Annotated in this window: 21 protein-coding genes; 8 read left to right on the forward strand and 13 right to left on the reverse strand. The window is 55.9% G+C overall.

Translation table 11 applies throughout. From position 1 onward, the window contains the following. The first annotated feature begins 291 nt into the window (after positions 1 to 291). On the forward strand, positions 292 to 636 hold the full coding sequence (locus ABLV66_RS08165) for a YejG family protein (protein WP_045391356.1): 345 nt from the start codon (positions 292 to 294) through the stop codon (positions 634 to 636). Between the two features lie 3 nt (positions 637 to 639). Here the strand turns inward: ABLV66_RS08165 and yejF are convergent, their stop codons facing one another. The 9 genes from yejF to ABLV66_RS08210 all read right to left on the reverse strand — a co-directional run bounded on the left by yejF (position 640) and on the right by ABLV66_RS08210 (position 12,300). After that, on the reverse strand, positions 640 to 2,229 hold the full coding sequence (yejF, locus tag ABLV66_RS08170) for a microcin C ABC transporter ATP-binding protein YejF (protein WP_348876028.1): 1,590 nt from the start codon (positions 2,227 to 2,229) through the stop codon (positions 640 to 642). 1 nt (position 2,230) lies between these two features. After that, positions 2,231 to 3,256 carry a microcin C ABC transporter permease gene (locus tag ABLV66_RS08175; RefSeq protein WP_047078283.1) on the reverse strand — a complete coding sequence of 342 codons (1,026 nt, stop codon included), beginning with the start codon at positions 3,254 to 3,256 and terminating at the stop codon, positions 2,231 to 2,233. Continuing rightward, positions 3,256 to 4,350 carry a microcin C ABC transporter permease YejB gene (locus ABLV66_RS08180; RefSeq protein WP_020078276.1) on the reverse strand — a complete coding sequence of 365 codons (1,095 nt, stop codon included), beginning with the start codon at positions 4,348 to 4,350 and terminating at the stop codon, positions 3,256 to 3,258. The genes ABLV66_RS08175 and ABLV66_RS08180 overlap by 1 nt, the downstream gene beginning before the upstream one ends. Positions 4,351 to 4,359: 9 nt before the next feature. Continuing rightward, positions 4,360 to 6,165, reverse strand: a complete 1,806-nt coding sequence (locus ABLV66_RS08185) for an extracellular solute-binding protein (protein WP_348876027.1) — start codon at positions 6,163 to 6,165, stop codon at positions 4,360 to 4,362. Between the two features lie 57 nt (positions 6,166 to 6,222). Next, positions 6,223 to 7,785 carry a cyclic di-3',5'-guanosine monophosphate phosphodiesterase PdeN gene (gene pdeN, locus ABLV66_RS08190; protein WP_047043203.1) on the reverse strand — a complete coding sequence of 521 codons (1,563 nt, stop codon included), beginning with the start codon at positions 7,783 to 7,785 and terminating at the stop codon, positions 6,223 to 6,225. A gap of 203 nt (positions 7,786 to 7,988) precedes the next feature. Further along, positions 7,989 to 8,558, reverse strand: coding sequence for a bifunctional murein DD-endopeptidase/murein LD-carboxypeptidase (gene mepS, locus ABLV66_RS08195; RefSeq protein ID WP_047043201.1), 570 nt, complete (start codon positions 8,556 to 8,558; stop codon positions 7,989 to 7,991). A gap of 426 nt (positions 8,559 to 8,984) precedes the next feature. Next, positions 8,985 to 9,692 carry a phosphatase PAP2 family protein gene (locus ABLV66_RS08200; RefSeq protein ID WP_047078281.1) on the reverse strand — a complete coding sequence of 236 codons (708 nt, stop codon included), beginning with the start codon at positions 9,690 to 9,692 and terminating at the stop codon, positions 8,985 to 8,987. Positions 9,693 to 9,734: 42 nt separating this feature from the next. Next, positions 9,735 to 10,712 (reverse strand): CobW family GTP-binding protein, encoded by a 978-nt coding sequence (locus ABLV66_RS08205; RefSeq protein ID WP_047078280.1) that lies wholly within the window; start codon positions 10,710 to 10,712, stop codon positions 9,735 to 9,737. Positions 10,713 to 10,833: 121 nt separating this feature from the next. Then, on the reverse strand, positions 10,834 to 12,300 hold the full coding sequence (locus ABLV66_RS08210) for a mannitol dehydrogenase family protein (RefSeq protein ID WP_348876026.1): 1,467 nt from the start codon (positions 12,298 to 12,300) through the stop codon (positions 10,834 to 10,836). Between the two features lie 206 nt (positions 12,301 to 12,506). On the opposite strand from ABLV66_RS08210, the gene uxuA reads away from it, so the two are divergent. After that, on the forward strand, positions 12,507 to 13,697 hold the full coding sequence (uxuA, locus tag ABLV66_RS08215) for a mannonate dehydratase (protein ID WP_348876025.1): 1,191 nt from the start codon (positions 12,507 to 12,509) through the stop codon (positions 13,695 to 13,697). Between the two features lie 341 nt (positions 13,698 to 14,038). Here the strand turns inward: uxuA and yeiP are convergent, their stop codons facing one another. Next, positions 14,039 to 14,611: an elongation factor P-like protein YeiP gene (gene yeiP, locus ABLV66_RS08220; protein WP_015365690.1), complete on the reverse strand. Its 573-nt coding sequence runs from the start codon at positions 14,609 to 14,611 to the stop codon at positions 14,039 to 14,041. Positions 14,612 to 14,816: 205 nt separating this feature from the next. On the opposite strand from yeiP, the gene ABLV66_RS08225 reads away from it, so the two are divergent. Next, positions 14,817 to 15,071 carry a YkgJ family cysteine cluster protein gene (locus ABLV66_RS08225; RefSeq protein WP_348876023.1) on the forward strand — a complete coding sequence of 85 codons (255 nt, stop codon included), beginning with the start codon at positions 14,817 to 14,819 and terminating at the stop codon, positions 15,069 to 15,071. Here ABLV66_RS08225 and setB read toward each other — a convergent pair. Then, positions 15,068 to 16,249 carry a sugar efflux transporter SetB gene (setB, locus tag ABLV66_RS08230; protein WP_348876022.1) on the reverse strand — a complete coding sequence of 394 codons (1,182 nt, stop codon included), beginning with the start codon at positions 16,247 to 16,249 and terminating at the stop codon, positions 15,068 to 15,070. The two genes, ABLV66_RS08225 and setB, sit on opposite strands and share 4 nt — an antisense overlap. A gap of 330 nt (positions 16,250 to 16,579) precedes the next feature. On the opposite strand from setB, the gene fruB reads away from it, so the two are divergent. The 3 genes from fruB to fruA are packed head-to-tail and all read left to right on the forward strand — an operon-like array spanning position 16,580 to position 20,360. Next, positions 16,580 to 17,710, forward strand: coding sequence for a fused PTS fructose transporter subunit IIA/HPr protein (gene fruB / locus ABLV66_RS08235; RefSeq protein ID WP_047044942.1), 1,131 nt, complete (start codon positions 16,580 to 16,582; stop codon positions 17,708 to 17,710). Beyond that, positions 17,711 to 18,649: a 1-phosphofructokinase gene (gene fruK / locus ABLV66_RS08240; protein WP_063447980.1), complete on the forward strand. Its 939-nt coding sequence runs from the start codon at positions 17,711 to 17,713 to the stop codon at positions 18,647 to 18,649. 16 nt (positions 18,650 to 18,665) lie between these two features. Further along, positions 18,666 to 20,360: a PTS fructose transporter subunit IIBC gene (gene fruA, locus ABLV66_RS08245; protein WP_045391316.1), complete on the forward strand. Its 1,695-nt coding sequence runs from the start codon at positions 18,666 to 18,668 to the stop codon at positions 20,358 to 20,360. Between the two features lie 53 nt (positions 20,361 to 20,413). Here fruA and nfo read toward each other — a convergent pair whose 3' ends face one another. Together nfo and ABLV66_RS08255 are read right to left on the reverse strand one after the other, a co-directional pair. Then, on the reverse strand, positions 20,414 to 21,268 hold the full coding sequence (gene nfo, locus ABLV66_RS08250) for a deoxyribonuclease IV (RefSeq protein ID WP_315711228.1): 855 nt from the start codon (positions 21,266 to 21,268) through the stop codon (positions 20,414 to 20,416). Between the two features lie 96 nt (positions 21,269 to 21,364). Next, complete coding sequence (locus ABLV66_RS08255; protein WP_045391310.1) at positions 21,365 to 22,414, reverse strand: YeiH family protein; 1,050 nt, start codon at positions 22,412 to 22,414, stop codon at positions 21,365 to 21,367. Between the two features lie 179 nt (positions 22,415 to 22,593). Here ABLV66_RS08255 and yieE point away from each other — a divergent pair, with 179 nt between their 5' ends. Further along, positions 22,594 to 23,460, forward strand: coding sequence for a DNA-binding transcriptional regulator YeiE (gene yieE / locus ABLV66_RS08260; RefSeq protein WP_015365699.1), 867 nt, complete (start codon positions 22,594 to 22,596; stop codon positions 23,458 to 23,460). Positions 23,461 to 23,637: 177 nt separating this feature from the next. Continuing rightward, a complete protein-coding gene (locus ABLV66_RS08265; protein WP_045376788.1) occupies positions 23,638 to 25,107 on the forward strand; it encodes an amino acid permease in 1,470 nt (489 codons plus the stop codon). Positions 25,108 to 25,401: the final 294 nt, after the last annotated feature.

Below are 25,401 nucleotides of genomic sequence, written 5' to 3' on the forward strand. Positions count from 1 at the left end.
ATATCAACCGAAATCGGCTTCCCTGTTTAGCTATTTGTTTCTTTTATGTAAAATCAATTAGTGTAAAAAGTCGCAATGTTGCGATAAAAAAGTTGTTTTGGATCACAGAAACGGGTACATATAGCCGCGAACTGTTTCCGCAAGGCAACTATAAAGTTCTGGATAATAAGCTGTTAGCCCTGGCCCGATGCGGGTGTAAGCGTTTTCTAAGCTGTTGCAGGGCTATTTGTCAACAATGTGTTAATATTGATGTAAATTTATTGTGAAGCCTTTTGCTTCCGGGGAAACCAAGTGAATACACAGCAACTCTCTATCGTACACCGACTGCCGCAGAGCTATCGCTGGCTGGCCGGTTTTGCGGGTTCAAGAGTTGAACCGATTCCGCAAAACGGCGCGCAGGGCGAAAATAGCCTGGTGGCATTAAAACTGCTCAGCCCGGACGGCGAGAAAGCGTGGCCGGTGATGCGTACGCTGAGCCAGGCGCTGAGCGACATTGAAGTGGATTGTTCCATTCTTGAGTGTGAAGGCGAGCCGTGCCTGTTCGTTAATATGCAGGATGAGTTTGCCGCTACCTGCCGACTGAAAAATTTCGGCGTGGCCATTGCCGAGCCTTTCTCTGGCAACAACCCCTTCTGACCGTCAGCTTAACGCCAGCAGCTGGCGGGTGTACTCCTGAAGCGGTGCCGTAAATACGCGCTCGCATTCACCCTGCTCGACGACTTCTCCCTGCCGCAGCACTATCACCTGATGACAGAGCGTCCGTACAACACGTAAATCGTGGCTGATAAACAGATAGGCCAGCTGATGCTTTTGCTGTAGCGTCTTCAGCAGCGCCAGGATCTGCGCCTGCACGGTTTTATCCAGTGATGAAGTCGGTTCATCTAACACAATCAGCTGCGGTTTGACGATCAGCGCCCGGGCAATGGCGATACGCTGGCGCTGGCCGCCGGAGAATTCCGCCGGATAGCGCTGTCGCGTCGCGGGGTCGAGCCCCACTTCCTGCATCACCTGAATCACCGCCTGTTCACGTTCCGCGGGCGTCAGCGTTGGCTGATGAACGCGTAATCCTTCCTCGATAATCTGCAGGACGCTCAGGCGCGGGTTGAGCGATGAATTCGGATCCTGAAAAACGACCTGAATGCGTCGGCGCAGCGGCAGCATCTGGCGGCGATTTCGCCCCTGGATCGACTCGCCGGCAAACTGCATTTCTCCGCTGGAGTTAATCAGCCGCAGCAGCGCCAGCCCGGTGGTGCTTTTGCCAGAGCCGGATTCTCCCACCAGCCCCAGCGTTTCTCCGGCCCGCAGGGTAAAAGTCAGATGGTTGACCACCCGATTGTGATCGACCACCCGGCGCAGGACCCCTTTGCGGATTGGGAAGGCGACGTTGAGATCGCGGGCCTGCAGCAGGATGGGCGCATCGGCGGATAGCGGCACCGGTTTGCCGGTCGGTTCGCTATCCAGCAGGCGGCGGGTATACGGATGCGCGGGCGCCTGAAACAGCTCCCGGCAGCCGTTTTCTTCGACGCAGCGGCCGTTTTGCATCACCGCCACCCGGTCGGCAAGCTGGCGGACAATGCTCAGATTGTGGGTGATGAACAACATCCCCATGTTGAGCTCATGCTTCAGTTCGCGCAGCAGTTGCAGAATTTGCGCCTGCACCGAGACGTCCAGCGCGGTGGTTGGTTCATCGGCGATGAGCAGCTCCGGGCGCGTCAGCAGCGCCATGGCGATCATCACCCGTTGGCGTTCGCCGCCGGAAAGCTGGTGCGGATAGTCGGCAAGCCGCCGTGAAGCGTTACGGATGCCAACCCGATCCAGACAGTCGAGGATTTCGCCGCGCGCCGCCTCTTTGCGCATGCCGCGGTGCAGCGAGAGCACCTCGTACAGCTGTTTCTCCAGCGTATGCAGCGGATTGAGCGAGACCATCGGCTCCTGGAAAATCATCGCGATGCGGTTGCCGCGGATCCCGCGCAGGGTACGCTCATCGGCGTGCAGCAGCGACTGCCCGTGAAAGCGGATATCGCCGCTGGGATAGCTAACCGGCGGCGAGGGCAGAAGGCGCAGTACCGACAGCGCGGAGACGCTCTTGCCGGAGCCGGATTCGCCGACCAACGCCAGCGTTTCACCCGCGGCAATCTGCAGCGTCAGGTTGCTGACTACCGTTTGGCTTGCCCCTTGCTGGCGGAAGGCGATAGAGAGGTCGTCAATGTCTAATAACGGCTGGCTCATGTTATACCGCCTTACTCGGATCGAAGGCGTCGCGGACCGCTTCGCCAATGAAAATCAGCAGCGTCAGCAGCACCGCCACCGACAAAAATGCCGCCATCCCCAGCCACGGCGCCTGCAGGTTATTTTTCCCCTGCAGTAGCAGTTCGCCCAGCGACGGCGAGCCTAGCGGCAGGCCAAAGCCGAGAAAATCGAGCGAGGTCAGGGTGGTTATCGAACTGCACAAAATAAACGGCAGGAAGGTGAGGGTGGCGACCATCGCATTCGGCAGCATATGGCGCAGGATAATATGGCGATCGCTGACCCCCAGCGCCTGTGCGGCGCGAATATAATCGTAGTTACGGGTGCGCAGGAATTCGGCGCGAACCACCCCGACCAGCGTCATCCAGCCAAATAAAACGGTGATTGCCAGCAGCCACCAGAAATCAGGTTGCACTACGCTTGAGAGCAGAATAATTAAAAATAGCGTCGGCATTCCGGACCATACTTCGATAAAACGCTGCCCCCACAGGTCGAGCTTACCGCCGTAGTAGCCCTGCAGCGCCCCGGCAAGCACGCCAAGCAGGCTGGAGAAGAACGTCAGCAGCAGACCGAATAATAATGAAATCCGCGCGCCATAGAGGATCCGTGCGAATACATCGCCGCCGTTAGCGTCGGTACCCAGCCAGTTGTGCCTGGACGGCGGCGAAGGGAAGGGGCTGTCGGTGGCGAAATTGATGCTGGTGGCGCCGAAACGCACCGGGGCCCACAGCACCCAACCGTTTTCCTCCAGCCGTTTTTGCAGCCAGGGATCCTGATAGTCGGCGGCGGTGGCAAAATCACCGCCGAAGGTCGTTTCGCTATAGGTTTTCAGCGCCGGTACGTACAAACTACCGCGATACTGCACCAGCAGTGGCTTATCGTTGGCGATAAGCTCGGCGCACAGGCTGCAAATAAACAGCGCCAGGAAGATCCATAGCGACCAGTAGCCGCGGCGGTTGTGGCGAAAACGCGCCCAGCGGGCCTGATTAACGGGGGAGAGAAATGACATTAGCGGCCCTCGAAATCGATACGCGGATCGACCAGCGTATAGCTGATGTCGCTGACAATGTTTAATAGCAGGCCGATTAACGTGAAGATATACAGAGTGCCGAACATCACCGGGTAATCGCGCGACACGGTGGCTTCGTAGCCGAGCAGCCCAAGACCATTGAGCGAGAACATCACCTCAATCAGCAGCGAACCGGTAAAGAACATGCTAATGAAGGTGGCGGGAAAACCGGCAATCACCAGCAGCATGGCGTTGCGAAAAACGTGTTTCCACAGGATCTGTTTTTCCCCGACGCCTTTGGCGCGGGCCGTCACCACATACTGTTTGCGGATCTCATCAAGGAAACTGTTTTTAGTCAGCATCGTCAGGGCGGCGAAACCGCCGATCACCGTCGCCAGCACCGGTAAGGTGATATGCCAGAGATAGTCGGCGATCTTCTGATACCACGGCAGGCTATCAAAATTAGCGGAGACCAGGCCGCGCAGCGGAAAAAGATCGAAATAGCTGCCGCCGGCGAAAATCACGATCAGTAATATCGCGAACAGAAATGCCGGGATGGCGTAACCGATGATGATAAATGTGCTGCTCCAGACGTCGAAATGGCTGCCGTTACTGACGGCTTTACGGATCCCCAGCGGTATCGACACCAGGTAGATAATCAGCGTGCTCCACAGGCCGAGGGTAATAGACACCGGCAGGCTGTCTTTAATCAACTGCAGCACCGAAGCGCTGCGAAACAGGCTATCGCCAAAATCAAAGCGCAGATAGTCGCCGAGCATCTTAAAGTAGCGTTCGTGAATCGGTTTATCGAAGCCGTAGCGGTGGGTGATTTCGGCAATCACTTCCGGATCGAGCCCACGCCCGCCGCGATAATGACCTTCACTGATATTGCCAACGCCGGTACGCGCATGACTGGCGCCCATACCGCTATCTCCTGCGCCGGGCAACCCGCTGCGGTCGCCGAACTCCACGGCGGCGATCGCCTGATCGACCGGACCGCCTGGCGCAATCTGCACGATAAAAAAATTGATGGTGATGATGGCCCAAAGCGTCGGGATCACCAGTAATAGTCGGCGGAGCAGGTAGGCGCCCATCTTTAATCCTTAACGTCGGTCTGCGGGAAGCCTGGCGGCTTTGTTAACATCGTACCACCAGCCATCAAAACCGGAGGAGTAGGCCGGGCGTGTTTGCGGGAAGGAAAATTTATTCCAGTAAGCCGTCCTGTCCTGCGCCATATACCACATCGGCAGCATGTAATAGTTCCAGGTCAGCACCCGGTCGAGCGCGCGGCCCAGCGGCAGGAGTTTCTGTTTGTTGCCCTGCCAGCGAACGATCTGCGCAATCAGCGCGTCGACTGCCGGGTTCTGCACTCCCGGCGCGTTATAGCTGGAGTTAATATAGTCCGAGGCCCACGAAACCTGTAAACCCGTATCTGGCCAGGCGGTGGTGCGCCACAGCGAAGGCATCATGTCGTAATCGCGGCTCCGCAGTCGGCTGGTGGCCTGGGAGTTATCCACCTGACGGATATCCATCGTCACGCCTAAACGCTGTAAATTATGCTGGAACGGTAGTACCCAACTGACGTTGCCGCCGGAAGCGAGCAGCAGCTCAAAGCGCAGCGGTTTGCCGGTTTTACGGTTTACCCGCTGACGGTTTTTTAGCACCCATCCCGCCTGGTTCAACAGGGCATCTGCTTTAAGTAAATTGGCGCGATCAAACCCATCGCCGTTGGAAACGGGCGGCTGATAAATCCGGGTAAAGACCTCTGGCGGCAAATCTTTTTTCAACGGCGCCAGCAAAGTGAGTTCATCGGCCTTCGGGTAATCACGAGCGGCATATTCTGTATTCTGAAAGTAACTGTTTGGCCGACTGTAGGCGCCGTAAAACAGCGCCTTATTCATCCATTCGAAATCAAATGCAAGGGTGATGGCTTCACGCACCTGGCGGTCGGCAAAGACCGGGCGCTGAGTATTAAAAGCCAGCCAGCGGGTATCCTTTGCCGAGGTAGTCGTGCGATCGTCTTTCACTATATAACCGTTGCTAAAGTTGCGCCCGATATAGCGCGTCGCCCAGTTTTTTGTCGAACTCTCCTCGCGCATATCTACCGCTCCGGCTTTGAAGGCTTCGAAAGCGACGTTATCGTCGAGATAGTAGTCGTAGCGAATCGTGTCGAAGTTCCAGCGCCCGCGGTTCACCGGCAGGTCGGCGGCCCAGTAGTTCTCGACTCGCGAATAGACAATATATTGCCCCATCCGCCAACTGCTGATGCGATAGGGGCCACTGGCGAGCGGCGGCGTTGAAAGGGGGTCGCTCAGCTTATGATGGCGCCAGAATGACGCGGGCATTATCGGCAGGGACAGCAGGCTGAGCATATTCTCTTTGCCCGGCTTGGCCAGTTCGATGCGCACCGTCAGCGGGGCGATAGCTTTGACGGTCGTCCCTTTATAAATAAGACGGAACTGCGGGACCCCTTCGGTCATAAATTTTTGAAAGGTGAAAGCAACGTCGCTGGCGGTAATCGGGCTACCGTCATGAAAGCGGGCCCGCGGGTTGATGGTAATTTCCATCCACGAGAAATCATCGGTAAAGCGCGCGCGATCGGCAATCAGCGGGTAGTAGCTGCCCGGTTCATCGTCCGAGGTGGTAAACAGAGTGTCATACAGCGCATCGGTGCGTACGCCGGGATTACCGCGCAGGGCGTAGCGATTGAAATTGTCGAAGGTGCCAATGGCGGCAAGCGTAATACCACCGCCTTTTGGCGCATCCGGATTGACGTAATCGAAGTGATGAAAGTCAACGGCATACTTTGGCTCGCCGATAATAGCGAACGCCTCGCTCTCTTTTATGGTTTGCGCCTGGCTACTAAGGCTAAATAAAGCCAGCAGCAGCAGGCCGATGCGCGCAAACATAGTTGGAATATCATCCTCTGACCATTAACCCCGATGGTTTCGCATCATAAGCGACCCTCAGCGGCTTGTGAAATAATTTGCCGGTTCATCATGAGCGGCAACCAGTTTCTCCAGCGGCAGCGGGCGGCTGAAGCAGTAACCTTGCAGATATTTCACGCCGTGAGCGCGCAGCCATTCCGCCTGCTCCGGTGTTTCTACGCCTTCTGCCACGGTTTTCAGCTGCAGGCGGCGGCTTAGCGTTAATACCGCATCCAGGACGGGAGAGGTGACGGTTTCGGTACCGATCGCCTGCACAAAACCACGATCGATCTTCAGATAATCAAAGTTATAGCGCTCAAGATAAATTAGCGCGCTATGGCCGGTACCAAAATCATCAATAGCAATTTCGAAGCCCTGTTGGTGCAGCCACTCAAAAATAGCCATCGACCGGTTTTTATCGATCATCGAGCGCTCGGTTATTTCCAGCACGACGTCGAAGTAGTTTGCGGGTAACGCGGCAGCAAAACGTCGCATATCTTGCTGAAATTCGGCGGCATGCAGGTGGGCAGGGGAGATATTCAGGCCAAGCTTGGTGCCGCGCGGCAAAATGCGCTGCAGAGTCGGCGCATCGCGGGCAATCAACATTAACAGGTGATGGGTGAGCGGCACGATCATCTGCTGCGTTTCCGCCAGATTAATAAAGACGTCTGGCGGGATTTCACCCACCACCGGATGCCGCCAGCGCATCAGCACTTCAACGCCGCTAATCTGCAGGGTATCGGCCTTTACCACCGGCTGGTAGACCACGTAGAACTGGTTGTTTTTGATCCCCAGTTGGATCGATTTCCGCGGATCGGATTTGATCGTCAGGATGTAGTAGCTGAGTAAGCCGGCAAGCATGCCGCATACCACGCCGAGCAGCAGGGCGAACTGGGTATTCTCGCCAAACCAGCTGTTGGAAAAGAGATACACTTTTAGCGGTAGCCCCGGAACCTGAATCTGGCGTATCGGCTCATTGGGCAATGATAGCGGATCGATAATTTTGCTGCTGAAGGTCGAAATCGCAGTATGGCCGATGGCCAGCGCAATACCGTTGAAGTCATTCTGCCGTGCGGTATAGAGGATGTAAGGCGTCAGATTAGCATTGATGGATACAAAAATGCCGCTATCTCGATCGCCGGGGTGTTGCACCCACATTGCCAACGCGGCGGTGTCCGGCATCATCGGTGTGCCCTGGAGGATGGCCATATCCAGGGGTTTATTGATATCAAGCTGCGGTATCAATTGTTTAAACGGTGTGTTCATTGCGCCGGTGGCGGATGAACAGAACGCTTTACCGTTTTTCACCAGCAGGAAGGCGCGTACGTTCGGACTGAAGGCGGCGCTGGCAGCCAGGCCGGAGTCAATATGCTCACAGGGCTGATCGAGCAGAGGTTGCAGGCCATCGATGGTTTCGCTTAAATCGGCGAAATAACTATTAAGGTAGTGACTGACGTTATTGATTATCTGATCGAAACGTTCAGAGCGGTTGTGGTAGATAACCATAAACTGGATGCTGCCGGCCAGTAGCGCGACGGCAACGCCAATGCAAATACTGGTGAGCCAGATTTTACGTCGGGGTGAAAAGTAGCGGGTTAGCATAGGCCAGAATCTGTCCGTATAATTGAATCATGCCAATGGGGTGCCAGAAGAGTATGGTTCCATTTCCTTTAAAAGGCATAGCTTGTAAAGACATAGCTTATTTTGCGGAGATCATCGGCGGAAAAGCAAAAAAACACTGCCGGGGCAGTGTTTTTTTCATTTCTTACCGTCAGCCAAGGGATAACCGATGGTAAGAAGAGGTATCAGGAACGACTCAGAACGCGACGCGCTTCGTTATAGCGCTTTTTCCAGTATGGCTCATCCAGGCTTGAGATGGTGACGCCGCTGCTGGTAGAGGCATGTACAAACTGGTTGTTGCCGATGTAGATACCGACATGACGGCCCGTAGAGCCCGCACGGAACAGTACTAAATCACCGGTACGCAGTTGAGTGCGCGAAATCGATTTGCCGGAATCCTGCTGCTCGGAAGTTGAGCGCGGCAGCTCCAGACCAAATTGTTCACGGAAAGTACGCTGCACGAACGCCGAGCAATCGATCCCTTTCCGGGTGCTGCCGCCAAGGCGGTAACGCACGCCTTTCCAGCTAGCATACTGGTCCATCAAGCGGGACTTAACGTCCAGGTTGCTGACCATTTTTTCAAATTCATCCTGAGAGGCTTGCAGTGATGATAAATCTCCACTACCCACAGCATGCGTCTCAGAATGCATATTCTTGGCGGTACTTGTTGAACTACACGCGGAAAGCAGAACCGCAACTGCAATCGCGGGGACGACCCGCAAGATATATCTCAAAATCGGCTGAGATTTGACCATTATGTTTATTTTCCCTTGTTGTCCTTAACGACAATGTCGTTATAAAAAATGCCAAACGTGGTAGAGCCTAGATTCCAGAAAGCAATGAGACAATTCCTTAAGCCTAAAAATGTGGAGTACCGCACAAATTTATTCAAATGATGAATTGTGTTGCCTGGAAGGGCAAAACGAGAAAGAGATTACCCTATCAAACGTGGGATGGCGAGCGGTTTTGCGCGATTTCTTATAAGTATTTTTGCGACAAAAAGTGAATCATCGGCAAAGGGAAAAATAGCGCCTTTTTTGGCTGAAAAATATGCAATATCTTCATTTCAATGATGATTAATGTGACAGGAAGATGATGTCGCGAATAAATCATCAGCAAATATAAAAAAAGGGGTCAGAACGACCCCTTATGGATAATATTAATAAAATGTAAAAATGATCTTATTTTTTTGCTATTCCACCCGGAAGCGAACGGTCAAACCAGGCGATCAACTTATCGGAAAGCGAGGTCATTAATACCCAAGGCGCGCCTATCAGCACCGCGCTGAGCGACCCTACGGCAATATCGGTGAACCAATGGGCGCCGATCATCACTCGCGGGAAAGCAAAAACCACAAAAATAACCAGCGCAATGATAAATGCCCGGCGGCCGAAATATCGCCACATAAACGAGGCGAAAATGAGCAACATCATGCCGTGGTCGCCCGGGAAGCTATCTTTTGAAGCGTCTTTGGTTGGCAGTGAGACCACGTCGCTGACTTTCGTAATATCCGTAAAGAACAACGAAGGGCTGGCGCGCTGTACCGGCATCAGATGCTGGGCAAGTTGATTGATAATCACCGCCGCGAGCAACATCACCAGCCCCATAAGGATAATGCGACGGCGTTCAGCGCTCTGCGCTTTGATCCAGAAACTGAGCATCAGACAGCCCATCGCCAGCAGCGAGCAGGCGTCGAACGCGCGATTGTTGATAATGGCTAACAGCCAGGCATACGCGCGGTTGGTGCTGACGCCCTGGTTAAAGAAGTGAAAAATAGCCGAGTCAAGCGGGAACCAGAAACCGTGATTTGCCGGTAGATACCAGGAACAAAATAAGGCTACGCCCGCGACGTTCAGCAGCAAGATAAAGGGGATACGGTTTTTAGTCATAACAGATGCGATTTTTTTAAACAGCGGCCAAACATAGCCGCATTAACTTAAACGAAGCTTCAACAGCGAGGACTGCAGGGCATTCCAGTCAACTTCTGACTCGGAAATCAGTTCGATGCGGCTATCCGGCGGCGGCGCGTTTTGGGTTTCGATGTGCAGATCGAGCCCCTGACGGTTGATCCGCACCAATCCTTCAGCAATACGCATCACGCCTTTCACCCGGCCAACCGGCGCCAGGCGCGCCCATTCCAGCAACCCAACGGTGTCAAATTGGGTATCAGCATCAAAAATCCAGCCGCAGGCATGGTATCCCTGGCCGCTGTTAACACTGCGACGCCAGCGTTGATGCGCCGGTAGATTCAACGCCGCCAGACCCTGCTTTTGCCCGTGACTATGCACGTGGTCCGGGCTTGCCGGCAGCGGGGCGGTGTTACGGCGCGGGAGATCCAGCAGCGCGAGCTCGATATTCCCCTGGGTGGCGTTTACCTGCAGGCGCTCCCCGGCGTACTGCCGCCACCAGTTGGCAAAAGCGGCATCGCTTTCCGGCGTCGCCCGATCGCTTTTATTGGCGACGATGATATCGGCTGCGGCCAGCTGATCGCGGAAATTATCATTGGCCACGATCTTTTCCTCCAACAGCTGGCGCGGATCGAGAATGCACAGCGTCGCGCGCAGATCGATCCACGGTTCATAGACGGCGGCGGTGAGGATATCGAGAATTTGCTTCGGATGGCCCAGCCCGGTAGGCTCAATCAACAGACGGTCAGGTTTTCCCTGGCGCAACAGCGTATTGAGCCCAACCTGCATCGGCAGACCGTTGACGCAGCACATGCAGCCGCCGGGGATCTCTTTTAGCAACGCGCCGCTTTCCGCCAGCAGGGCGCCGTCGATGCCGACTTCGCCAAACTCGTTGACCAGCACGGCCCATTTTTCATCCGCAGGTTTATTAGCCAGTAGATGAAGAATTGAGGTCGTCTTGCCGCTGCCGAGAAAGCCCGTGATCAGGTTAGTTTTGGTCACAATTTCTCCAGCACAGAAATGTAATGTTGTAACAGTTGCGACTATCCTGACGAAAAAAGGGGAAAAAGAGAAGGGATACTGCGGACAGAAATGCATTCTGTCCGCTAAACAGCAGAAATTGTTAACTGCGTAGCGCCTTAGCCACGGCTTCGCGGGCGCCTGATTCAACCAACTGATGCCAGGCTGCAGTGACGTCGGCAACAAACTGCGGATTGCCCGGCAGATCCTTGCCAAATATCTCTTCCAGACTGAGCAGGGCGCTGACGCGCTCTTCTTGCTGGCTGGCGCCAACCAACTGTTTGATTTTGTCGACCAGCGGGTCGCGCACATCAATGGCTTGCCCGGCGTCGTCGACGCCGCTTACATAACGCATCCAGCCAGCCACGCCCAGCGCCAGCAGCGGCCAGCGGCTGCCGTTTGCCAGGTGAACGCGAATACTATCGAGCATGCGCTGCGGCAGCTTTTGGCTGCCGTCCATGGCGATTTGCCAGGTACGATGCTTTAACGCCGGATTGGCGAAGCGCGTTATCAGGCTGTCAGCATAGGCAACTAAATCCACGCCGGTAATCGATAGCGTTGGCGCTTGTTCATCAAGCATCAGGCGGCGGGCGGCATGGCGGAAAACATCATCCTGCATACAGTCGCTCACATGCGCGTGCCCGGCCAGATAGCCCAGCCAGGCGAGGAAAGAGTGGCTACCGTTGAGCATCCGCAGTTTCATTTGTTCCCACGGCAGGACGTCGCGGGTCATCTGTACGCCCGCCGTTTCCCAGGTCGGGCGCCCGGCGACAAAGTTATCTTCCACCACCCATTGAATAAACGGTTCGCAGCTGATGGCGCAGGGATCTTCAACGCCCAGCACGGAGGCAATCTCCGCCAGAGATTCTTCGGTGGCGGCCGGTACGATGCGGTCAACCATAGTGCCGGGGAAGCTGACATGTTCAGCAATCCAGTCGGCCAGCTCCTGACTACGTTTCTCAGCCATGCCGAGAACGGCGTTTTTCACGATGTGACCATTGTCGGGAATATTGTCGCAGGAGAGTACGGTGAAGGGAGCGAGTCCGCGTTCGCGGCGACGATTGAGCGCTTCAACTAAAATACCGGGAGCCGACTGCGGCAGCGTCGGGTTTTCCAGATCGTGAACGATACGCGGCTGGGTTGGATCCAGTTTACCGGTCGCCGGATCGATACAGTAACCTTTCTCAGTGATCGTCAGCGAAACGATAGCCACCTGCGGTTCGCAGAATTTCTCGATAATCGCCGCCAGCGAATCCAGTCTGGCGTTCAGGCATTCATGCACTGCGCCAACCACGATCGACTGGTTACCCTCAGCGCCTTTTTCCAGCACCGTAAACAGGTGGTCCTGCGCACGCAGTTGGCTCATCAGCTTATCGCCGCTGAACAGGCTGATTTCACAAATTCCCCAGTCGCCACCGCCGGCGTTAAGCACCCGGTCGGTTAGCAGCGCCTGATGCGCGCGGTGAAACGCGCCAAAACCAAGGTGCACGATACGCGAGCGCAATTGGCGGCGATCGTACTGCGGAAGTTGCACGCCTGCTGGCAGCGCGGCGGTAGCGATAGTTGTCATTTTTATACACCTGATTAACCAATGATTAACATCACGCAGTGTAAAGTTATATGACAGCAATTTAAATTGGTAAGCCGAATTTATCCGCTTAGTGTGAGCTGGATCAATCAATGCTACGGGCGAAATTGACCATTCAGCAGAAGCATGTATGGTAGTCGTCATGATGTTTCACACTATTGGTATAACAACTTAAAGAGGGCATTGCGATGGAGCAAACCTGGCGTTGGTATGGACCGAACGATCCGGTATCGCTTGATGATGTGCGCCAGGCGGGCGCCACGGGTGTCGTGACGGCGTTGCATCATATTCCGAATGGTCAGGTCTGGCCGGTAGACGAGATTAAACAGCGTTTAGCGCTACTGGCGAAAAAAGGCCTGAGCTGGTCGGTGGTCGAAAGTATCCCGGTGCATGAGGATATCAAAACCCACAGCGGACAATATGATAAGTGGATTGCCAACTACCAGCAGAGCATCCGCAATCTGGCGGCCTGCGGTATCGATACCGTGTGCTATAACTTCATGCCGATTCTGGACTGGACGCGTACCGATCTGGAATATCAGCTGGCCGATGGCTCCAAAGCGCTGCGTTTTGACCAGATTGCTTTCGCCGCTTTTGAACTGCACATCCTTAAACGCCCGGGCGCCGAAGCTGACTACAGCGCTGAAGAGCAGCAGCAGGCTGAAGTTTACTTCAAAGCGATGAGCGCGGCGGATATCGACAAGCTGACCCGCAATATCATTGCCGGTCTGCCGGGAGCGGAAGAGGGCTATACCCTCGATCAGTTCCGCGCGCGGCTGGCGGAGTATGACCACATCGATAAAGCGCAGCTGCGTGAGAACATGGCCTACTTCCTGCGGGCGATTGTGCCGGTGTGCGAAGAAGTCGGCGTGCGCCTGGCGGTTCACCCGGACGATCCGCCGCGTCCGATCCTCGGCCTGCCGCGTATCGTGTCGACGATCGACGATATGCAGTGCTTGAAAGAGACGGTAGACAGCATTTATAACGGCTTTACCATGTGTACCGGATCCTACGGCGTGCGCGCCGATAACGATCTGGTGAAGATGGTGGAAACCTTCGGCGATCGTATCCACTTTACCCATTTGCGCTCTACCTGCCGTGAAGAAAATCCAAAAACCTTCCACGAGGCGGCGCACCTGAACGGCGACGTCAATATGGTGGCGGTGGTCAATGCTATCCTGAGCGAAGAGCTGCGTCGTAAGAAAGCCGGCGATCTGCGCCCGATCCCGTTCCGTCCGGATCACGGCCATCAGATGCTTGACGATCTGCGTAAGAAAACCAACCCCGGTTATTCGGCGATTGGCCGTCTGAAAGGCATGGCGGAAGTGCGCGGGGTTGAGCTGGCGCTGAAGATGACCAAATACCCTGAGCTGCTGTAATCATGGCGTGAGGGAAAGCAAAAGGACAGCCAACGGCTGTCCTTTTTTGTGCCTGATATCGGCAGCGAGTAGCCTGGATAAGGAGCGCAGCGCCGCCATCCGGGACATTCCCCGGCCTGTGCTACGCTTAGCCGGGCTACCGAACTGCCCCGGCCTTCCGGGAACGTCTCAGCGATTTTGAGGCCACCAACACCGGCAGTTTCAGTAACCATGGGTACAAAATAGAGATCTTAAGCTCACAATGGCACGAACTGTAGCCCGGATAAGGCGCGCAGCGCCGCCATCCGGGAACAGACCCGGCCTGCGCGACGCGGGGCCGGGCAACCGTCAGAGGAGGGGGGTTAGTCCGCGCGGCCCATATAGCGGCACTCTTCGATATGAATGCGGATTTTCTCACCGCTGGTCAGGTATTCCGGAACCTGAATGACCAGCCCGGTGCTCATAGTGGCCGGTTTGGTGCGCGAGCTGGCGGAAGCGCCTTTGATACCCGGTGCGGTTTCTACGATTTCCAGGTCAACGGTCTGCGGCAGCTCCAGCGCCAACAGCTGGCCATCCCAGGTCAGAACCTGCATATCCGGCATCCCGCCTTCCGGGATAAACTGTAGCTCTTCTTCGATCTGCTCTTTGGTGAAGGTATACGGGGTATAGTCTTCTTTATCCATGAATACATATTCGTTGCCATCGACGTAGGAGAAGTCAACGAAACGACGGGTCAGGGTGACGGTATCAACAATATCGTCGCCCTTAAAACGCTCTTCTACTTTCAGGCCGGTACGCACGTCGGAAAAACGCATTTTATACAGCGTTGCTGCGCCACGGGCGCTTGGCGACTGAATATCAATATTTTTAACAATCAGCAGTTTGCCGTTGTAATTCAGCACCATACCTTTTTTAATTTCATTCGCTCTTGGCATTGCAGTAATCCTGTCACTTAAAGGGTCAAAAATATCGCGTAAAACTACTCGCGCCGGGCCTTTCAGGCAAGCGGAATTCGCGACTTTTGCTATCTCCTGGCAAATCTTCGATCGGCGCTGCTGAAAAAGCCGTTTCGCCAGCTTCAGCTTTCCTGATAGCCGATATTTTGCTACTGTCCGCCTCCCACTCATTAAGGAGTCAGGTATGGAATGTCGCCCGGACTGCGGAGCCTGTTGCACCGCGCCGTCCATCTCAAGCCCCATTCCCGGAATGCCTGACGGCAAGCCGGCAAATACACCGTGCGTGCAGCTGGATGAACATCTGCGTTGCAAGATTTTTGCCTCGCCGCTGCGCCCTAAAGTCTGCGCGGGTTTACAACCGATGGCGGAAATGTGCGGCAGCACGCGTCAGCAGGCGATGGCTTATCTCATTCATCTCGAAGCGCTGACCGCGCCCTAAACGTCTTTAATACGCCACAGGCAGACCTGGGCGATAATTCCCATCACTAGCGCAATCCAGAACACCGCGTGATAGCTCCAGATTTCCGCAACGACGCCCGCTAGCGAGCCGGCGATGATCCAGCCGACGCGCGTGGTATTGGTATAGAGCGTCGTCGCCGCGCCCGCCTGGCCCGGCATCAGATCCTGAAAATAGAGCATACCGATACCGGCGAGGATCCCGATGTAAATCGCGTTCAGCGCCTGCATCCCCAGCAGCAGGGCCGGGGTATGGACGGTCAGCATACCGACATAAAACAGCAGCCCGGCAAGCGCGGCAATGCGCATCAGCAAGCGCTTTCCAAAACGTTTCGCGTAATAACCGGCAATCAGCATGGTGGGGATTTCCAGCCCGGCGGCGGTCCCCATCATCAGCCCGGCCAGTTTCTCCGGCAGATGTAGTTCATTAATGATAAACAGCGGCATATTAATGATATAGAGGCTGTTGGTGCCCCACATTAACGTACAGATGCTGAACAGCAGCAGCGCGTCGCGGCGGTTGGTGCGCGGCGCTTCAAGATGACCAACAGCGGTTTTGCTCTCTTTACGCATGCTGGGCAGGAAAAACCAGACCATCAGCGCGCAGATAATAAACGCCACGGCGGCGCTGAGATACATCACGGTAAAACCAAAACCCATCGCCAGCGCGTAGGCCAGCGGTGGGCCGATTACCCACGCCAGCGAGACCTGCGCGCGCAGAATGGAGCTGAACATCACCGCCTCGCGCCCGGTTTTGTCCGCGTGTTCGCGAGCGAGGGCGAACATTTGCGGGTTGGCGGTAGAGCCAAAACTACTGAGAAAGACGCCGACGAACAGCAGAATAAAGTAGTTGCGGTTCCAGGCGAACAGCACGCAGGCCAGCACCCCCAGCAGGCAGCAGGCGACAATCAGCTGCTTGCGATCGCCTTTACGATCGGAACGCCCGGCAAGAAACTGGCTTACCAGAATACCGATGACCGCGCTGCCGGTAAAAAAGGAGCCGACCATTGCCGGGCGCACGTGCACCTCATTGGTCAAAAACAGGCTCAGGGTCGGGGTTTGTAAGGCCCCGGCGATCCCCGTCAGAAAGGCGACGATAAGAAAAGCGGAGGAGGTTAAGTCGAACCCGCGGCGGGGAAGGGCGGCGCTACTGTTTTGCATGCTGGAATATCGTTGGTTTCAGAAGAGGCGAAGTTTACGCCGACACCCATAAAATAAATAGTGGTATGGCACGAAAAATTAAAAAGGCGTTTCAAATTATGTCGTTCAGCAAAATGCTGAAGCCAATGGCGGATTTCACCATTAGCTTCAGCAAAAATGTGCGGTATCTCTAAATTCTGTTATCAGCCTTCGGAGTTTACTTGCGCAGTGCACAATAAAGGTACAGACTCATTGAAACGTTTCAGCGTCATCAGAGTATTATCCAATCATCGGGTGGCGTATTTTTTCTCATGTTAGCTGAAACGATTCACTTCAGCGGAGAGGAGAACTATGTTCCAGTTATCTGTTCAGGATATTCATCCCGGCCAGCAGGCCGCGAATAAAGAAGAGGCAATACGTCAGATTGCTGGCGCGCTGGTTAGCGCGGGTAATGTGGCTGACGGCTACGTTAACGGTATGCTTGCCCGCGAGCAGCAGACCTCCACTTTCCTCGGCAATGGCATCGCCATCCCGCACGGCACCACCGATACCCGCGACCAGGTTCTGAAAACGGGTGTACAGGTGTATCAGTTCCCGCAGGGCGTGACCTGGGGAGAAGGACAAACCGCTTATGTGGCGATCGGCATTGCCGCCAGCTCCGACGAGCACCTTGGTCTGCTGCGTCAGTTGACGCACGTTCTGAGCGACGACTCGGTGGCTGAACAGCTGAGAACCGCCACTACGGCAGAAGAACTGCGCGCTCTGCTGATGGGCGAAAAGCAAAGCGAAGCGCTGAAGCTCGACAACGAAACCTTGAGCCTGGACGTGGTCGCCAACGATCTGCTGACGCTGCAGGCGCTGAACGCCGCGCGGCTGAAAGAGGCGGGCGCGGTAAACGCCGATTTCGTCAGCCGCACCATTAACGATGCGCCGCTCAACCTGGGTCAGGGGATCTGGTTGAACGACTGTGCGGAAGGCAACTTGCGTAGCGCTATCGCCGTGAGTCGCGCCGCCAACGTGTTTACCGCTGACGGGCAGCCGGTGGCGCTGCTGATCACCGTCGCGATGGCCGATGAGCAGCCGACCGCGGTGCTTAATCGCCTGAGCAATCTGCTCATTGATAAAAAAGCGGAGCATCTGCTGAAAGCCGACGCCGCCACGCTGCTGGCGCTGCTGACCAGCGACGACGCCATTGCTGAAGACGTGCTGAATGCTGAATTTGTAGTACGCAACGAGCACGGGCTGCACGCGCGTCCGGGCACGATGTTGGTCAATACGATTAAACAATTCTCCAGCGACATTACCGTCACCAACCTCGACGGTTCCGGCAAGCCGGCCAATGGCCGCAGCCTGATGAAGGTCGTGGCGCTGGGTGTGAAAAAAGGTCACCGTCTGCGTTTTACCGCGCAGGGTGAAGATGCGCAACAAGCGCTGGATGCGATTGGCGAAGCGATCGCCGCAGGCCTTGGGGAGGGCGCATAAATGAGCAGACGTGTAGCAACGATTACTTTAAATCCGGCATACGACCTGGTGGGCTTCACCCCGGAAATCGAACGTGGCGAAGTGAACCTCGTGCGCACCACCGGCCTGCATGCGGCAGGTAAAGGTATTAACGTGGCGAAAGTGCTGAAAGATCTCGGCATCGACGTCACCGTCGGCGGCTTCCTCGGAAAAGATAACCAGGATGGCTTCCAGCAGCTGTTCAGCGAGCTGGGCATCGCCAACCGCTTCCAGGTGGTGCAGGGGCGTACCCGTATTAACGTCAAGCTGACGGAAAAAGACGGCGAAGTGACCGATTTCAACTTCTCCGGTTTTGAAGTAACCCCGGCGGACTGGGAGCGTTTCGTTAATGATTCTCTGAGCTGGCTGGGGCAGTTCGATATGGTTTGCGTCAGCGGCAGCCTGCCGTCCGGCGTAAGTCCGGAGGCCTTCACCGACTGGATGACGCGCCTGCGCAGCCAGTGTCCGTGCATTATTTTCGATAGCAGCCGCGAAGCGCTGGTCGCCGGACTGAAAGCCGCGCCGTGGCTGGTAAAACCAAACCGCCGCGAGCTGGAAATCTGGGCTGGCCACAAGCTGCCGGAGATGAAAGATGTCATCGACGCCGCTCATGCGCTACGCGAGCAAGGTATCGCCCACGTGGTGATTTCGCTGGGCGAAGAGGGCGCGCTGTGGGTCAACGCCTCCGGCGAATGGATTGCTAAACCGCCTTCAGTCGAGGTCGTCAGCACCGTAGGCGCCGGTGATTCGATGGTCGGCGGCCTGATTTACGGCCTGCTGATGCGTGAATCCAGCGAGCATACCCTGCGTCTGGCGACCGCCGTCGCCGCCCTGGCCGTCAGCCAGAGCAACGTTGGCATTACCGATCGTACCCAGTTGGCCGCAATGATGGCGCGCGTCGACTTACAACCCTTTAATTGACAGCAGGAGAGGCATAATGAAAACGCTGCTGATTATTGATGCCGGGCTTGGACAGGCTCGCGCCTACATGGCGAAGACCCTGCTCAGCGCCGCGGCGCAGAAAGCGCACCTTGAGTTGATTGATAACCCGAACGATGCTGAACTGGCCATCGTGCTGGGAACCGCGCTGCCGGCTGACAGCGCGCTGAACGGTAAAAACGTCTATCTGGGCGATATTAACCGTGCAGTCGCTCATCCGGAATTGTTCCTCGGCGAAGCGAAAGACCACGCTAAGCCGTACGTTGCGCCAGCGGCGGTAGCCGTTCCGGCCGCCGCTCAGGGGCAGAAACGTATTGTCGCCGTTACCGCTTGTCCGACCGGCGTTGCTCATACCTTTATGGCGGCGGAAGCCATCGAAACCGAAGCCAAAAAACGCGGCTGGTGGGTGAAAGTGGAAACCCGTGGCTCCGTGGGGGCGGGTAATGCCATTACTCCGGAAGAGGTGGAGCAGGCGGATCTGGTCATCGTCGCCGCCGACATCGAAGTCGATTTGGCGAAGTTCGCCGGTAAACCGATGTATCGCACCACCACCGGCCTGGCGCTGAAGAAAACCGCGCAGGAGCTGGATAAAGCCGTTGCGGAAGCGAAGCCGTACCAGCCATCCGGCAAACCGCAGGCGTCCGGTGAAGGTAAAAAAGAGTCGGCTGGCGCCTATCGTCACCTGCTGACCGGCGTATCCTACATGCTGCCGATGGTGGTCGCGGGCGGGCTGTGTATCGCGCTGTCGTTCGCGTTTGGTATTAAAGCGTTTGAAGTGAAAGACACCATGGCGGCGGCGTTGATGCAAATCGGCGGCGGTTCAGCCTTTGCGCTGATGGTGCCGGTACTGGCGGGCTTTATCGCTTTCTCCATCGCTGACCGTCCGGGTCTGACGCCTGGTCTTATCGGCGGTATGCTGGCCGTCAGCGGCGGCTCCGGCTTTATCGGCGGTATTATCGCCGGTTTCCTTGCCGGTTATGTGGCGAAGTTAATCAGCACCAAGCTGAAGCTGCCGCAGAGTATGGAAGCGTTGAAGCCGATTCTGATCATTCCGCTGATTTCCAGCCTGATTGTCGGCCTGGCAATGATCTACCTGATTGGCAAACCGGTGGCGGGTATCCTGGCCTGGCTGACCCATTGGCTGCAAACCATGGGGACGGCGAACGCGGTGCTGCTGGGCGCGATCCTCGGCGGTATGATGTGTACCGATATGGGCGGGCCGGTGAACAAAGCGGCTTATGCTTTCGGTGTGGGTCTGTTGAGTACCCAAACCTATGCGCCGATGGCGGCGATCATGGCGGCCGGTATGGTGCCACCGCTGGCGCTTGGCCTGGCAACGCTGATTGCTCGTAACAAGTTCGATAAATCGCAGCGTGAAGGCGGTAAAGCGGCGCTGGTTCTGGGGCTGTGCTTTATCACCGAAGGGGCGATTCCATTCGCCGCACGTGACCCGATGCGCGTACTGCCTTGCTGTATCGTTGGCGGCGCGGTGACCGGCGCTATCTCGATGGCGGTAGGCGCGAAACTGATGGCGCCGCACGGCGGTCTGTTCGTCCTGCTGATCCCTGGCGCCATCACTCCGGTGCTGGGTTATCTGCTGGCGATTATTGCCGGTACGCTGGTCGCGGGTCTCTCTTACGCGGTGCTGAAGCGCCCGGAAGCGCCGGCAGCGGAAGTTGAAAAAGCGGCGTAATATCAGCGCAATAGAAAAGGGCCGATTCATCGGCCCTTTTTTTGTTCCTGAATTCAGGCCACTTCGGCGGTCTGCTGCGCCCGCAGCCAGGCAATTTCTTCCGCCCAGATATCCGGGTTAATGGTTTCCAGAATCAGCGGGATACCATCGAAACGGTTATCCTGCATGATCCAACGAAAAGCATCATGGCCGATATTGCCTTCACCGAGGCTATGGTGACGGTCGACGCGGCTGCCAAAAGTGCTTTTGGCATCATTGAGGTGCATGCCGCGCAGATACTGGAAGCCGACGATCCGTTCGAATTCGGCAAAGGTCTTTTCACACTCCTCCGCGCTGCGTAGGTCATAACCGGCGGCGAAAGCGTGGCAGGTATCAATGCAGACGCCAACGCGGGATTTGTCTTCAACGCCGTCAATGATGGCGGCCAGATGTTCAAATTTAAAACCAAGATTGCTGCCCTGACCGGCGGTATTTTCGATAACCGCGGTCACGCCTTCGGTTTTCGCCAGCGCGATGTTGATGGATTCAGCGATACGCGCCAGGCATTCATCTTCCGGGATCTGCTGCAGGTGGCTGCCCGGATGGAAGTTGAGCAGCGTTAATCCCAACTGCTGGCAGCGGGTTAATTCATCGATAAACGCCTCGCGGGATTTCTCCAGCGCTTCTTCGACCGGATGACCGAGGTTAATCAGGTAGCTGTCGTGCGGCAGGATCTGCCCCGGGCCGAAGTGATATTTTTCGCAGGCGGCTTTGAATTCGGCAATCGCGTCATTGGTGAGCGGCGCGGCGCGCCATTGACGCTGATTTTTGGTGAACAGGGCGAAGGCGGTCGCTTCGATTTCGGCGGCGCGGATGGCGGCATTGGCCAGCCCGCCGGAGGCGCTTACGTGCGCTCCAATGTATTTCATAAAAAAACTCCAGTTAAGCCGCTGGGGGGAGGGTAATGATAGCGGCTTAACCGGAGAGTTACAGCAATGAATGAATATCGACGAGAAACTTACTGCTTAGCCAATCAGGTGGTGGATAGCGAAGTTAATCGCGCCGCCGCCAACAATCAGCCAGACGAACAGCACCAGCGCCATCAGCAACGGCTTAGCGCCGGCTTTTTTCAGCGCGCTGACGTGGGTTGTTAAGCCCAGCGCGGCCATTGCCATTGCCAGCAGTACGGTATCAAGCGTGACCAGCATATCGACGACGGCTTTCGGCAGCAGGTGGAAGGAGTTAAACACCGCCACCAGAATAAACAGGATGGCAAACCACGGAATGGTGATTTTGCTCTTTTCGCCGTTACCGGCTGGCGCCAGCTGTTTCACACGAGCGGCGATGAACAGCAGGAACGGAGCCAGCATCATCACGCGCAGCATTTTGGCGATAACCGCGGCATTTTCGGCGTCCGGGCTAACCGCGTGACCGGCGGCAACCACCTGCGCGACTTCATGCATGGTGGAGCCCATATAGATGCCATAGGTTTCCGGAGTGAACCAGTGCGCCAGCAGCGGATACATCGCCGGGTAGAGGAAGATGGCGATGGTACCAAAGATAACCACTGTCGCCACGGCGACCGTCACTTTACTGGCTTCAGCTTTGACGACCGGTTCGGTGGCCAGAACCGCCGCGGCGCCGCAGATGCTGCTACCGGCGCCGATAAGCCAACTGGTGTGTTTATCGAGACCGAAGACCTTCTGCCCGAGGAAACAGGCGATAAAGAAGGTGCTGGAAAGCGTCAGTACGTCAATCAGGATCCCGCTGACGCCGACGTCAGCAATCTGGGCGAACGTCAAACGAAAACCGTACAGAATGATCCCCAGGCGCAGCAGATGCTGCTTGGCGAAAATCACCCCGCCATCGCAGGACTGCCAAATCTTTGGATAAACGGTGTTACCGACCACCATGCCGAACAAGATAGCCAGCGTCAGCGCGCTGAAGCCCGCGCCGGCGATAGCAGGAAAACTGCCTGCCCACAGGGCGGCGCCGGTCAACGCGGCGGTCAGCGCCAGGCCTGGGACGAAATGCCACAGGGTGCGATGTTTAGTGGGTAAAGTGAGTGCTGTCATAACCTTCTCCTTTGTCTGGGCAAAGAATACGACTGGCTGGTTTAAAAATAAAATTGATTATATATTTATAATCTATCGGAATAAGTGATAAACCCTTCATCCTTCAGGCCACAGCCCTGCTGATTTATGTCAACATAGCGTTGACGGTTATCCAGCTTGGGCTAATACAAAGGTGAGTTATGCATATCACGCTACGGCAACTGGAAGTTTTTGCTGAGGTTTTGAAAAGCGGGTCGACGACTCAGGCGTCACAGATGCTGGCGCTGTCGCAGTCGGCGGTGAGCGCGGCGCTGACCGACCTGGAGGGGCAACTCGGCGTTCAGCTTTTTGACCGCGTTGGCAAACGGCTGGTGGTCAACGAGCACGGCCGCTTGCTCTATCCGCGCGCGCTGGCCCTGCTGGAGCGCGCCGGAGAGATAGAACAGCTGTTTCGCGGCGATAATGGCGCTATCCGCGTTTATGCCAGTAGCACCATTGGCAACTATATTCTGCCGGAAATCATCGCCCGCTACCGCCGCGATTTCCCCGAACTACCGCTGGAGCTGAGCGTCGGCAACAGCCAGGACGTGATTAATGCGGTCAGCGATCTGCGCGTCGATATTGGTCTGATAGAAGGGCCGTGCCACGCGGCGGATATTATCGCCGAGCCGTGGATTGAAGATGAACTGGTGGTGTTCGCCGCCCCTGACTCGCCGTTCTTAGAGGGCGAATTGACGCTGCAACGGCTGGCGGAAGCGCAGTGGATCCTGCGCGAGCATGGCTCCGGCACGCGGGAAATCGTCGACTACGTGCTGTTGTCGCATCTGCCCGCATTTCAACTGGGCATGGAGCTTGGCAACTCGGAGGCGATTAAACATGCGGTCCGTCATGGGTTAGGCATCAGCTGCCTGTCACGGCGGGTGATTGCCGAACAGCTGGAAGCCGGAACGCTGGTGGAGCTCAAGCTGCCGTTACCGCGCCTGACGCGCACGTTGTGGCGTATTCGTCACCGGCAAAAGCACGTTTCCAAGGCGCTGCAGCGCTTTATCCGTTACTGCGAGGTATAGCGCTGGCGTAAGCCACGATTTTTTGTCTGTTTTTTTATGCGCCAATGCAGGATTACTGCTTTACTAATAATTTGTGTCAGATCATGAAGCTCTCTTATAACTTTGCATTTGTACCGGATGGACGGACGATCGTCTGCTACAATCGCGCCTCATTTTTTGGATGGATAGCATTTTCACATGGTTTCGGAAACTAAAACCACAGAAGCGCCCACGCTCCGCCGCGAGCTAAAAGCGCGCCACTTGACCATGATCGCTATTGGCGGTTCCATCGGTACAGGTCTTTTCGTTGCCTCTGGCGCAACAATTTCACAGGCAGGCCCCGGTGGCGCGCTGCTTTCCTACATTCTGATCGGTCTGATGGTGTATTTCCTGATGACCAGTCTCGGCGAGCTGGCGGCGTTTATGCCGGTTTCAGGCTCCTTTGCGACCTACGGTCAGAACTACGTAGAAGAAGGCTTTGGTTTCGCGCTGGGCTGGAACTACTGGTACAACTGGGCGGTGACTATCGCCGTTGACCTCGTTGCCTCGCAGCTGGTGATGAGCTACTGGTTCCCGGATACCCCCGGCTGGATCTGGAGCGCGCTGTTCCTTGGTATCATGTTCCTGTTGAACTGGATCTCGGTACGCGGCTTCGGCGAAGCGGAGTACTGGTTCTCGCTGATTAAAGTTGCCACCGTGATTATCTTTATCATCGTCGGCATCATGATGATTTTTGGCATTTTCGAAGGCACGACGCCGGCGGGCTGGAGCAACTGGGGCATTGATGACGCGCCGTTTGCCGGCGGCTTTGCGGCGATGATCGGCGTGGCGATGATTGTCGGTTTCTCCTTCCAGGGCACCGAGCTCATCGGTATTGCCGCGGGCGAATCGGAAAATCCGGAGAAGAACATTCCGCGCGCGGTGCGTCAGGTGTTCTGGCGTATCCTGCTGTTCTATGTCTTCGCGATTTTGATTATCAGCCTGATCATCCCGTATACCGATCCGAGCCTGCTGCGTAACGACGTTAAAGATATTTCCGTTAGCCCGTTCACCCTGGTGTTCGAGCACGCCGGTCTGCTCTCTGCGGCGGCTATCATGAACGCGGTTATCCTGACGGCGGTGCTGTCGGCGGGTAACTCCGGGATGTACGCCTCTACGCGTATGTTGTATACCCTGGCGTGCGACGGCAAAGCGCCGCGCATTTTCTCGAAGCTGTCGAGAGGCGGCGTACCGCGCAATGCGCTGTATGCGACGACCGTGATTGCGGCGCTGTGCTTCCTGACCTCGATGTTCGGCAACCAGACGGTCTACCTGTGGCTGCTGAACACCTCCGGGATGACCGGCTTTATCGCCTGGTTGGGGATTGCGATCAGCCACTACCGTTTCCGTCGTGGCTACGTGTTGCAGGGTAACGATATTAATAACCTGCCGTACCGTTCCGGGTTCTTCCCGCTGGGGCCGATCTTCGCTTTCGTACTGTGCCTTATCATCACGCTGGGCCAGAACTACGAAGCCTTCCTCAAGGACACCATTGATTGGGGCGGCGTGGCGGCGACCTACATCGGCATTCCGCTGTTCCTGGTTATCTGGTTTGGTTACAAGCTGGTGAAAGGTACCCGCTTCGTGCGCTACAGCGAGATGAAGTTCCCGGAACGCTTTAAAGGCTAACTTCATACACTGCCGCTTTCGATAAAGCCCTCTTTTAAAGAGGGCTTTTTTTATGCCTGCAAGACTTACAAACGGACACACTTCTTCATAATTGTATTGATAATTGTAATCATTATCCTTATCATTTCGGCAAATTCAGGATGAAGCCAATCTCCATATCTTGCCGCTCAACCATGAAAGGCAAGGGGCGACCAGCCACATCGACTGTAAAAATTTGCGCGCAGCCGCCAGAGCCGCGTGTCGACAGGATGTGCAAGCAGCACCCTTTGTTTGATTTGTAGTTGACCTCATGGA

This window comes from Klebsiella sp. CN_Kp073 (genome assembly GCF_040065495.2).
Lineage (GTDB): Bacteria > Pseudomonadota > Gammaproteobacteria > Enterobacterales > Enterobacteriaceae > Klebsiella > Klebsiella aerogenes.

What these genes read in the sequence shown, in the direction of transcription:
- yejF (WP_348876028.1), bottom strand. Translation starts at nt 2,229, where the DNA reads ATGAGCCAGCCGTTATTAGACATTGACGACCTCTCTATCGCCTTCCGC.
- ABLV66_RS08175 (WP_047078283.1), bottom strand. Translation starts at nt 3,256, where the DNA reads ATGTCATTTCTCTCCCCCGTTAATCAGGCCCGCTGGGCGCGTTTTCGC.
- ABLV66_RS08180 (WP_020078276.1), bottom strand. Translation starts at nt 4,350, where the DNA reads ATGGGCGCCTACCTGCTCCGCCGACTATTACTGGTGATCCCGACGCTT.
- ABLV66_RS08185 (WP_348876027.1), bottom strand. Translation starts at nt 6,165, where the DNA reads ATGTTTGCGCGCATCGGCCTGCTGCTGCTGGCTTTATTTAGCCTTAGT.
- pdeN (WP_047043203.1), bottom strand. Translation starts at nt 7,785, where the DNA reads ATGCTAACCCGCTACTTTTCACCCCGACGTAAAATCTGGCTCACCAGT.
- mepS (WP_047043201.1), bottom strand. Translation starts at nt 8,558, where the DNA reads ATGGTCAAATCTCAGCCGATTTTGAGATATATCTTGCGGGTCGTCCCC.
- ABLV66_RS08200 (WP_047078281.1), bottom strand. Translation starts at nt 9,692, where the DNA reads ATGACTAAAAACCGTATCCCCTTTATCTTGCTGCTGAACGTCGCGGGC.
- ABLV66_RS08210 (WP_348876026.1), bottom strand. Translation starts at nt 12,300, where the DNA reads ATGACAACTATCGCTACCGCCGCGCTGCCAGCAGGCGTGCAACTTCCG.
- uxuA (WP_348876025.1), top strand. Translation starts at nt 12,507, where the DNA reads ATGGAGCAAACCTGGCGTTGGTATGGACCGAACGATCCGGTATCGCTT.
- yeiP (WP_015365690.1), bottom strand. Translation starts at nt 14,611, where the DNA reads ATGCCAAGAGCGAATGAAATTAAAAAAGGTATGGTGCTGAATTACAAC.
- ABLV66_RS08225 (WP_348876023.1), top strand. Translation starts at nt 14,817, where the DNA reads ATGGAATGTCGCCCGGACTGCGGAGCCTGTTGCACCGCGCCGTCCATC.
- setB (WP_348876022.1), bottom strand. Translation starts at nt 16,249, where the DNA reads ATGCAAAACAGTAGCGCCGCCCTTCCCCGCCGCGGGTTCGACTTAACC.
- fruB (WP_047044942.1), top strand. Translation starts at nt 16,580, where the DNA reads ATGTTCCAGTTATCTGTTCAGGATATTCATCCCGGCCAGCAGGCCGCG.
- fruK (WP_063447980.1), top strand. Translation starts at nt 17,711, where the DNA reads ATGAGCAGACGTGTAGCAACGATTACTTTAAATCCGGCATACGACCTG.
- fruA (WP_045391316.1), top strand. Translation starts at nt 18,666, where the DNA reads ATGAAAACGCTGCTGATTATTGATGCCGGGCTTGGACAGGCTCGCGCC.
- nfo (WP_315711228.1), bottom strand. Translation starts at nt 21,268, where the DNA reads ATGAAATACATTGGAGCGCACGTAAGCGCCTCCGGCGGGCTGGCCAAT.
- ABLV66_RS08255 (WP_045391310.1), bottom strand. Translation starts at nt 22,414, where the DNA reads ATGACAGCACTCACTTTACCCACTAAACATCGCACCCTGTGGCATTTC.
- yieE (WP_015365699.1), top strand. Translation starts at nt 22,594, where the DNA reads ATGCATATCACGCTACGGCAACTGGAAGTTTTTGCTGAGGTTTTGAAA.
- ABLV66_RS08265 (WP_045376788.1), top strand. Translation starts at nt 23,638, where the DNA reads ATGGTTTCGGAAACTAAAACCACAGAAGCGCCCACGCTCCGCCGCGAG.